General features: G+C 39.0%; 7 protein-coding genes. All 7 read left to right on the top strand.

Annotation, left to right across the window (positions count from 1 at the left end; genetic code table 11):
- Nucleotides 1-5: 5 nt before the first annotated feature.
- The 7 genes from H514_RS0115520 (at nucleotide 6) to H514_RS23245 (ending at nucleotide 10,001) form a co-directional block, all read left to right on the top strand.
- Nucleotides 6-3,752, top strand: a complete 3,747-nt coding sequence (locus H514_RS0115520; RefSeq protein ID WP_027447780.1) for an Ig-like domain-containing protein — start codon at nucleotides 6-8, stop codon at nucleotides 3,750-3,752.
- A 253-nt stretch (nucleotides 3,753-4,005) separates the two neighbouring features.
- On the top strand, nucleotides 4,006-4,761 hold the full coding sequence (locus H514_RS0115515; protein ID WP_027447779.1) for a YveK family protein: 756 nt from the start codon (nucleotides 4,006-4,008) through the stop codon (nucleotides 4,759-4,761).
- The gene (locus H514_RS0115510) at nucleotides 4,751-5,452 is read left to right on the top strand and encodes a CpsD/CapB family tyrosine-protein kinase (protein WP_027447778.1); all 702 of its coding nucleotides are present in this window, start codon (nucleotides 4,751-4,753) and stop codon (nucleotides 5,450-5,452) included. Before H514_RS0115515 ends, H514_RS0115510 begins: the two co-directional genes overlap by 11 nt.
- 231 nt (nucleotides 5,453-5,683) lie before the next feature.
- A complete protein-coding gene (locus H514_RS0115505; protein ID WP_027447777.1) occupies nucleotides 5,684-6,451 on the top strand; it encodes a tyrosine-protein phosphatase in 768 nt (255 codons plus the stop codon).
- Between the two features lie 287 nt (nucleotides 6,452-6,738).
- Nucleotides 6,739-7,617, top strand: a complete 879-nt coding sequence (gene galU, locus H514_RS0115500; protein WP_027447776.1) for a UTP--glucose-1-phosphate uridylyltransferase GalU — start codon at nucleotides 6,739-6,741, stop codon at nucleotides 7,615-7,617.
- Nucleotides 7,618-7,728: 111 nt separating this feature from the next.
- A complete protein-coding gene (locus H514_RS0115495; RefSeq protein WP_027447775.1) occupies nucleotides 7,729-9,585 on the top strand; it encodes a polysaccharide biosynthesis protein in 1,857 nt (618 codons plus the stop codon).
- Nucleotides 9,586-9,773: 188 nt separating this feature from the next.
- Nucleotides 9,774-10,001 (top strand): type II secretion system protein, encoded by a 228-nt coding sequence (locus H514_RS23245; protein ID WP_036841772.1) that lies wholly within the window; start codon nucleotides 9,774-9,776, stop codon nucleotides 9,999-10,001.
- Nucleotides 10,002-10,095: the final 94 nt, after the last annotated feature.

The raw sequence follows: 10,095 nt of genomic DNA, 5'->3' as shown, positions 1-10,095 counted from the left end.
AGTATATGAAAAGAACAAAGAAGCTTTTAAATATAAGTACAATCCTGATCTTATTATTAAGTTTTATCCCAAATGTACAAGTACAAGCTGCAGACATTAGTTTTACCGTAACGCCTTCTTATGTGAACCCTACTGATGTTTCAAAGACGATTTCCGTTCAAGCGGCCTCAGGTACATTTACACCAGGATCAAGTCACCCAGTTCTAATAAAAAAGGGGACAAATGAGACGAATGCGATTGAAGTCAATTTACTAGATTCAACAGATGAACAGGTGAACATGACGATTCCACCTAATCTATCAGAAGGTACATATGCTATTCGAATTGGAGATCCAAATGGTCAATCCGTAGATGGAGATGGTTATAGTTATTATGATGTTGGGGATATTGAGATTCGAAGCGGAATTATTACGAGTTCAGTACCTTTACAAAGCTTGCCGAACAAGTATGATTCTAAGCCTAGCATCACACTAACAGCAAAATATGCAAATCTCACAATTGAACAAACAAAAGTAAATATCTTAGATGCAAATAATACGGTTGTTGACACACCGAACATTACGAACATCTCGACAATCGATCCGTACACAAAAGATCTAACATTCTCCCTTAGTACAGGGCTAGAGAGTGGTACGTATGATGTTGAAGTGGTAACAGGGGATAAGACAATAGTAAAGAATAATGCCATTGTCGTTCGTGGCACTCCTTCTATTAGTCTTCCAACAAACTTTTCATTAAATGAAGGGTATAGCCAGAAAGAACTTGTCGTAACAGGACAGAATACAGGCTTTAACAATACGACCACTGTTTCAGTTCTTCAAAATGGGGAAGTTCAATCAGTCATAAATGGTAGCCCTACAATTGTAGATACGAACAAATTAAAAGTAAATGTAAATAGTGGTCTTACTGCAGGAACGTATGATCTCCTAGTAAAAACAGGCGTTGAAGAAGCGTCAACAAGTTTTCAAGTCAAACAAGCACAAGCAGATTTGAAAAAAGCTCAGGAAGATGTTCAAGTAACAAAAATCGGTCAATCCAACGGCTCTATCAATCTAAGAATTGTCGGAAACACAACGACAAATTTTGACCAGAGTACTTTGGATCGTTTAAAAGTGTTGGATTCATCAGACAATGAGGTTACAGGAAAAATCTCAAACAAGTCATTAACAGGCCAAGAGATTACCTTCACACTATCTCGAGATATTACACCAGGGACTTATAAGTTCTCGGTATATAGTGGAACAAAAGAAATACAAAAATCATTTACAATAGTTGAACCTTCTATCTCTGAATTTGTTTTAAATACGGGTCTAAACATGAACGGAGATTTGCCAGAAGGATATGTAGATCATACTGTTCAAGTAACAGGAGGTCATACAGATTTTAATGATGCAACGACGGTATCAGTTCAAGGACAAACTAGCCAGACGGAATCAGTTAAAGTGCAAGATAAAACGTCTCTTGAATTCACACTGAAATCTGGATTACCAAGTGGAACACATACAATCGAGATTGATATGGATGGAGATTCGAATACGACAACAGATCAGTTAACACATGATGTAAGTGTATTAAGTCCATCATTTGGCAGTGTGAGCCCAAGTACTGTCGTGAATACTTCTGATCAAAACGTAACATTGACAGTGACTGGTATGAACACGAACTTCACTTACACGCAAAATTTAAACGTGCTCATAACAGATGGATCAGGAAATCAGGCAGGTAATATTAGTAACGTTACAGCTTCAGATGACAATACCTTAACGTTTGATCTTGTTCCAAGCTCTATCTCAAACCCAGGACTTTACAATGTTAAAGTGAATGTGAATGAGTCAGGGTTCCAACAATCAATTGAAAAGCAACAAGCTCTAACCGTTGATAACAAAGGGATTAACAAACTGTCCCGTACAGAAATCTATCAAGACGAGTTAGCCGGTTCACCATCTATCACACTAACAGGAGATTCAACCTCGTTTACGAATATTCAAGATCTCTTAATTGATGGTACTACTGTAGATAGCGCTCAATACAATGTAAGTACAGATACAGAACTCGCTCTAACATTATCTGATTCATTATCTGAAGGTTCTCATACCATCCGGATTGAGGAAAGCAGTGGAGATCAATATGAAACATCTTTCTTAGTTAAACCTGAACGCACTATTAATGATGTTTCAAAAAGTGCATTTGAATTTGATTATGCGACACAGGATATCATCGTTACAGGACAATCGATTAACTTTGCACTATCAGGGAATCTACCAGAGTTGTCTATAAGTGGACCAGAACAACATACCCTAAGTGCACAATCAACATCAGACAATAATAAATTTAAATTCTCTCTCCCATCAGGTTGGTCAAAAGGCACATACAACATCTCTGCTGAATGGAAGAGTGGAACGCATAGTGGATTAACGTTACCTGTTGGAACCATTGACATTACCAACAAATATCAATCACTTTACGTGAAAAAAGACAGTGCTGAAACGAGCAATGTTATCGTGAATGAAGATGACCTAAGTTTTACCTTGCAAGCTTATGGTGTACTTAAGGTAGACGTAAATCAACATGACTTACTAACAAATAAAGTCACATGGAACATCACGAGCGGCTCAGATGTCGTGTCCATCAATCAAAATGGTCAAGTAACCATTTTGAAAGACGGAACAGCCACAATCGAAGCATCTTTTGATGGCCAAACAACAAGTGTGAATGTGACCGTAAACAATGTAGAAGAAGAAACAAATAATGCTGGTAGCGGATCGCCTAGTCCTTCACCATCACCATCCCCAGCACCAACTAGCGGAAGTGATGAAGAAGACGAAACTAGTGATAGCAATAGCGTTGAATTTGATGTAAAAGAAGAAAAACTACCAAATGGTAAAGTTCGTAACACTATCACAATCGATGACAATGCTAGTGATATGATTGAAGAGGCGATGAATAATAAACAGAAAGAACTGAAGCTAGATTTCACATCTAATGAAGCGGATGAACTTGCTATCTCCTTAAATAAGGATACAGTTGAGAAACTATCAAATGGAAAGATGGGACTTCAGCTACAATCTAAAAAAGGAAGCATCAAGCTGTCCGAAAAGACATTAAATCAATTTGGGGAAGACATATCCATTAACCTTTCTGAAGTATCCTCTTCAGAAGCAGCTTCAATTGAACAAGATTTAGAATCCGACCAAAAAGTAAATGTAAAACAACGCGGAGAAACGATTCGTGTTGAAGCGGATTATAAAGGCCAGACAGAAGTGACGATCCCGTTGGGTGATTTAGATATTACCTCAGATCAAAAAAATCTAGGTGTCTATATTGTTCACTCCGATGGAGATCGAGAACTTGTGTCAGGGAAAATCAGCTATAACGAAGAAGGTGAAGCAACAGGTGTAACGGTTCATACTGAGAAATTCAGTACCTTTACTGTTGTGGAGCTTGACCAAGAGCGTGAATTCTTTAAGTGGAATACGCGTTTTGATGTAGAAGAAGATAAAGTTTGGGAAGTGAACTTTAATACGAAATTACATCCAGCTACGGTTACGGCAGATTATGTTTATGTAATGGATTCAACAGGTGAGAAGGTACCAACAAATGTTAGCCTGGTCGATGGTAATATGATAAAAGTTGAACCACTAAAAGACTATCATTCTGGTGAAACGTATCAGCTAGTCATCACAAATGATGTTAAATCACTCGTTCATAAACAGATGATCGAACCAGTTCATATGATATTTGAAGTAAAATAATAAAGGTGATCGTGTTAAAAACGTATGAATTAGATAAAAAAGCTACTCAATTGAGTAGCTTTTTTATCATTTTTGCGTAACAATGCTTTAACTTTTTCTAATTTATACCGATGTAAATAAACGTAATTATTGTTAAATTTGCTAATAAAATATCTAATTTTTATCACAAAATAACTACTTAAGTCCTTGGTAAAATGTGCTATAATATGACTATTAGCATCGAATAGATACATAATTTGGAGGTCTAGCACACATGGAAGAAACCATCTCACTAAAAGAGATCTTTGAAGTTTTGAAAAAGCGAATTCTATTAATTATTTCATTAATTGTTGTTGCAACAGTTACGAGTGGATTGATTAGTTATTTCTATTTAACACCGATTTATGAATCTAGTTCTCAGTTTCTTGTGAATCAAAAGGAACAAGAGCAATCCATGAACTATAACGTAAATGATATTCGGACCAATGTTGAACTAATCAACACGTATAACGTTATTATTAAAAGCCCGGCTATTTTAGATGACGTAATTGAAGAAATGGAACTTGATCTTTCAAATGGGCAACTTAAAAATAAACTGAGAGTATCAAGTGAACAAAATTCACAGGTTGTAATGGTAACAGCTACAGATCCGGATCCAAATCAGGCAGCAGAAATAGCCAATACCACGGTAGAAATCTTTCAAAATAAGATTCCGACACTTATGAATGTAAATAATGTACATATTCTATCTCAAGCTGTTGTGGGAACGAATCCACAACCTGTAAAGCCTCAGCCTATATTAAATATAGCAATTGCTTTTGTAGTAGGTGCTATGGCAGGGGTTGGACTAGCATTTTTACTAGAATATATGGATAACACAATCAAAAATGAATCTGATGTTGAACAAATACTAGGCGTTCCTGTCCTAGGGGTTATCTCTGAAATTAGTGAGCAAGACCTTGGGGATTATAGAACTACACGATCGAAGACAACTACACAAACATCAGGGGGTGAGTCTCTTGGCGCGTAGCAAGAAAAAATCATTATTAAATAAGGCTCGTACCCTTATTACGAATACCAATCCAAAATCACCTATTTCGGAGCAGTATCGAACCATTCGTACGAATTTACAGTTTGCCTCAGTTGATAGTGAGTTACGTACGATGCTTGTTACATCAGCAGGTCCTTCGGAAGGGAAGTCCATGACGGCATCCAATGTAGCAACGGTCTTTGCGCAACAAGGAAAAAGAGTGTTGCTGATCGATGCTGACCTTCGAAAACCTACTGTTCATTACACATTTCGAGTCGATAACATGAAAGGCTTAAGTACATACTTAGTCGGACAAGGAAGCTTGAGTGAAACCGTCTCAGAGAGCCATATTGAGAATCTAGACATTTTGCCAAGTGGCCCAATACCACCAAACCCAGCAGAGATATTAGGATCCCAAGCAATGAGTACATTAATTCAAGAAGCGCAGCAATCCTATGATCTTGTTATTTTTGATACGCCACCTGTTTTAGCGGTAACGGATTCTCAAATTCTAGCAAATGCATGTGATGGTGTCTTGCTCGTTGTACGTAGTAAGCAAACGGAAAATGAAGCGGCAGAAAAAGCGAAGGAATTACTTGAAAAAGCTCAGGCGAAACTTCTGGGTGTGGTGTTAAACGGTAAGGAAATAAAAAATAGTAATTATTACTATTATTATGGAAACTCGAGTTAACGAGTGAAGGGACTGCACAACATACGATGCAGTCCCTCTATTCTAGTTTAAAGTATAGGTCTTTTATACTATTGATGCGTTTTTTAGTACTTTCGACAGAATTCGACGGGAATAACCCCTTCAAAATGACCTTTAACATTGGTAGAATATAGAATGTAGTCAAAATTAAGGGAACGTAATACATATTAAGAGGGAATAATACCTAGGAAAAAAAGATCAGGGTGTGGTGGAATGATCGATATACATTGTCATATTTTGCCCGGGGTAGATGATGGTGCGCAAAACGCCGAAGATAGCTTAAACATGGCGAAAGCTGCGGCAGATGAAGGAATCGAAACAATTATTGCAACCCCTCATCATCAAAACGGCACATATATCAATACAAGTAAAGAGATACGTGACGGCGTACGGTATTTAAATGATTTATTACAAGCCTCAGAAATTCCAGTAACAATCCTTCCAGGTCAAGAAACACGAATCAATGGAGATATGATTGAGCAACTAGAACAAGGACAACTACTACCGCTTAATGAAACAAGTGGATACATTTTCGTGGAGCTTCCACATGACCATGTCCCACGTTATACAAGTCAGCTTCTATTTGATATCCAAGTGTCGGGCTATCAGGCGATCATTGTTCATCCTGAACGAAATCGGGAACTGATGCAAAATCCTGATCAGTTGTATAAGTTCGTCAAAGATGGAGCTTTAACACAAGTAACGGCCGCAAGTGTTTGTGGCAAGTTCGGTAAGAAAATCCAAAAGTTCACAAGTCAACTCATCGAATCAAATTTAACTCACTTCATTGCTTCTGATGCTCATAACACGACAAATCGTGGCTTCCATTTGAGAGAGGCTTACGATGTTATCGAAGAAGAGTATGGAATCGATTGGACTTACTTCTTTATGGAAAACACTGAATACTTAAAAGAAGGGCAAACCGTAGCTAAAGACATTCCAGTTCGGGTTAAAAGGCGTAAGTTTCTCGGTTTGTTTTAACAATACCCAATAAAACATATATGTAAACATCAGTTTTAAGAAGAGTAGAACAATCATCAGGTAATGTCTCCTAACCTCTATCAATGGGGGCACTCGATCCCGCTGTGGGTGCAGCTAAAGCTGGACACCTTAGACGCCTGTCGTCGGTGGTGGGATGTGAGGAGGGGTTAGATGCCCTTTAATTTTTTATATTAAACACGGGATAGATATCTAATGAGAGGGTGCATATTGGTGCCTTTTCATTAGATATTTATTTTATGCAGGGAATGAAAATAAGGAGGGGTTTCATGAAGAAAGTCAAAAAAGCGATTATTCCAGCTGCTGGACTTGGTACTCGATTTTTACCAGCAACAAAGGCAATGCCGAAAGAGATGCTACCAATAGTGGATAAACCAACGATTCAATACATTGTGGAAGAAGCGATTGAATCAGGGATTGAAGATATCATCATCGTTACCGGTAAAGGGAAACGAGCAATTGAAGATCATTTCGATAATAACTTTGAGTTGGAACAGAGTCTAGTTGCGAAAGAGAAGTATAGCTTGCTAGATAAGGTGAACCAATCTTCAAAAGTTGATATTCATTACATAAGACAAAAAGAACCAAAAGGACTTGGTCATGCCGTATGGTGTGCACGGAAGTTTATTGGAGATGAACCATTCGCCGTGTTATTAGGAGATGATATTGTTCAGGCTGATACACCAGGATTGAAGCAGCTTATTGATCAATATGAGGAAACGATGTCTTCCGTGATTGGTGTCCAAACGGTGCCGGAGGATCAGACGCATCGTTATGGCATTATTGATCCGAGTGAGCAAAAAGGGAGACGTTATCAAGTTCGTTCCTTTGTTGAGAAACCTCAAGGGGAGGCACCTTCGAACTTGGCGATTATGGGACGTTATGTGCTAACACCTGAAATTATGATGTTTTTAGAAAAGCAAGAGATTGGTGCAGGTGGCGAGGTTCAACTGACGGATGCGATTCAGCGATTAAATGAGATCCAGCGTGTGTTTGCTTATGATTTTGAAGGTAAGCGTTATGACGTTGGTGAGAAGTTAGGGTTTATTCAAACGACGATTGAGGTTGCTTTGCAGGATCCTGATTTGAAAGAGGATCTTGAAGGGTTTTTGAAGTCAGTTTTGCAAGAAGATCTTGTGAGTCAGTAAAAGGTAGGCGAATGTATTGAGGTATGAACAAATAACAACCTATGTAGATATCTCTTTTGTGGACAAACGTGTAAAGGGATGTGTACGTATATGGGAAAGGGGGCAATTTTCTTGACGTATAAGAAACGGCTATTATTGTTAATGTTTATTGATTCGGTCATTGTCTCTTTTTCAATTTATATGTCGCACTTTTTCTTAAATCCATATGTGAAGGTATTTGATGTTTCGATTCTAACGAGTTCGATCGTGTTATTGGTGACCCATCACCTATTTTCATCCGTGTTTGGTTTATATAAAAGGGTTTGGCGTTATGCCAGTATGGAAGAACTTAGAGGGATCTTTTTTGTTGTCACGCTATCAATTGTCGTAGCTGCAAGTGTTCAGGCTATTGTATTCCAAACGGTTTTTGAACGAGCTCTCACGGTGACGTGGATGTTACATATTATTTTAATCGGTGGGGTTCGTTTTGCATGGAAATACTACAAAACTTACGGAATAAGGCTTTTTCCTGCTAAGAGGGAAGTGACTGCCACGGTGGAAGAACCTGAAAATCGTACGTTAATTATCGGTGCAGGTTCAGCTGGGCGTATGCTGGCTAGGCAGATGAAGGAGACACAAGCTGTAGATTGTGATTTGGTTGGTTTTGTGGATGATGATTTTACAATGCATCATTTAAAAGTATCCGGCTTACCTGTTTTGGGGTCTATTCATTATTTAGAGCAGGTTGTGGAAGCGTATGAAGTGAACCATATCGTAATCGCTGTTCCTTCTGCGGAAAGAGAGCGTATTAAAGAGATCGTTGAAAAGGCACAGGTGGTTTGTCGAAACGTTCAAATTCTTCCAATGATTGAAGATATTGCGTTAGGGAATGTATCGGTGAATCAAGTGCGTGATGTGTCCATTGAAGATTTATTAGGAAGAGATCCAATTGAACTGGATATGGATTCGATTTCGGATACGCTTACGGATCAAACAATTTTGGTTACAGGTGCAGGTGGATCGATCGGTTCAGAAATTTGTCGTCAGGTGGCGAAGTTTAAGCCGAAGCATCTTATTTTATTAGGTCATGGTGAAAATAGCATTTATACGATTGAGATGGAGCTACGCCAGACCTATCAGGATGACTTTGACATCATTACGGAGATTGCGGATGTTCAAGATGCTGACCGTATGATGAATGTGATGGAAAAGCATCAACCTCATGTGGTGTATCATGCTGCGGCGCATAAGCATGTTCCGTTAATGGAACGTAATCCACAAGAAGCGATTAAGAATAACGTGATGGGTACTAAAAATGTTGCCGAAGCGGCTGATGCCCATGGTGTTGGGAACTTTGTGATGGTTTCTACGGATAAGGCGGTTAACCCAACGAGTGTGATGGGTGCTTCGAAACGTATGGCTGAAATGGTTGTTCAACATATGGATTCGAAAAGTCGTACCCGATTTGTGGCGGTCCGTTTCGGAAATGTTTTAGGAAGTCGTGGAAGTGTGATTCCTTTATTTAAAAAGCAAATTCAAAACGGTGGACCTGTGACAGTGACCCATCCGGAAATGAACCGTTATTTCATGACGATTCCAGAAGCTTCTCGGTTAGTGATTCAGGCGGGTTCTCTTGCGAGAGGTGGAGAGATCTTTGTGCTGGATATGGGTGAGCCTGTGAAGATTGTGGATCTTGCGGAGAACTTGATTAAGCTTTCTGGGTACTCGGTAGATGAGATTGGGGTTGAGTTTACGGGGTTACGTCCTGGGGAGAAGATGTATGAGGAGTTGCTTGGTGAGGATGAGGTTCATGAGGAGCAGGTGTGGCCGAAGATTTATGTTGGGAAGTCAGTTGAGCCTAACGTGAATTCAGTGCTTGATTGTATAGATCAGTTAGAGGATTTTGATTCTTCGTTGCTTAGGGAGAGAGTTTTGGGGATTGCGCATGGGCGTGTTTTTGAGGATGAGGAGTTGGCTGTGGTTAAGTAAAGGGAAGCTGGCTTCTGCTTAGACCGTCCAATGTTTTCGTGAGTACAATAGAATATTTCTGCTTTATATGACAACTTGGGTGAATGTGAAATGTGCGGAGTGAAAAGGTATCATTTCTATTATTTTGACCCGTGTCACTATTTAGTGATTCGGGTTTATTCAAGTTGTTATGGAGTGGAGGAGACAGTGTGAGTAGTGTTTTTGGCAAAAGTGAATCAGGATTTACTTTATTAGAAGTGCTAGCAGTAATAGTTATTATCGGTGTTTTGGCTTCAATTGCCGTTCCTTCTGTTGGGCAGATTATAAAGAAGGCTGAGGCAGATGTTTGTGAAGTTAATAGGGGAGAGGTTAGTCAGTTTTATAATGATTATTTGGTTTTAGGTGGTTTGGAGCATTCAGATGTTTTGTTTGTGTAGTTTCTCGATCAGTTTAGTGACACCTGTCCAATTGGTGGAAACTATGGTTTTGTGGATGGGGAGGTTGTTTGTGATTTGCATGGGGAGCAGGGTG

This window comes from Pontibacillus marinus BH030004 = DSM 16465, assembly GCF_000425225.1.
Classification (GTDB): Bacteria; Bacillota; Bacilli; order Bacillales; family BH030062; genus Pontibacillus; species Pontibacillus marinus.
This window is presented reverse-complemented; position numbering and strand designations above follow the sequence as displayed.

Bases quoted from the DNA above. Each gene is read 5' to 3' on its own strand.
- H514_RS0115520 (WP_027447780.1), top strand. From the start codon at position 6: ATGAAAAGAACAAAGAAGCTTTTAAATATAAGTACAATCCTGATCTTA.
- galU (WP_027447776.1), top strand. From the start codon at position 6,739: ATGAAGAAAGTCAAAAAAGCGATTATTCCAGCTGCTGGACTTGGTACT.
- H514_RS0115505 (WP_027447777.1), top strand. From the start codon at position 5,684: ATGATCGATATACATTGTCATATTTTGCCCGGGGTAGATGATGGTGCG.
- H514_RS0115515 (WP_027447779.1), top strand. From the start codon at position 4,006: ATGGAAGAAACCATCTCACTAAAAGAGATCTTTGAAGTTTTGAAAAAG.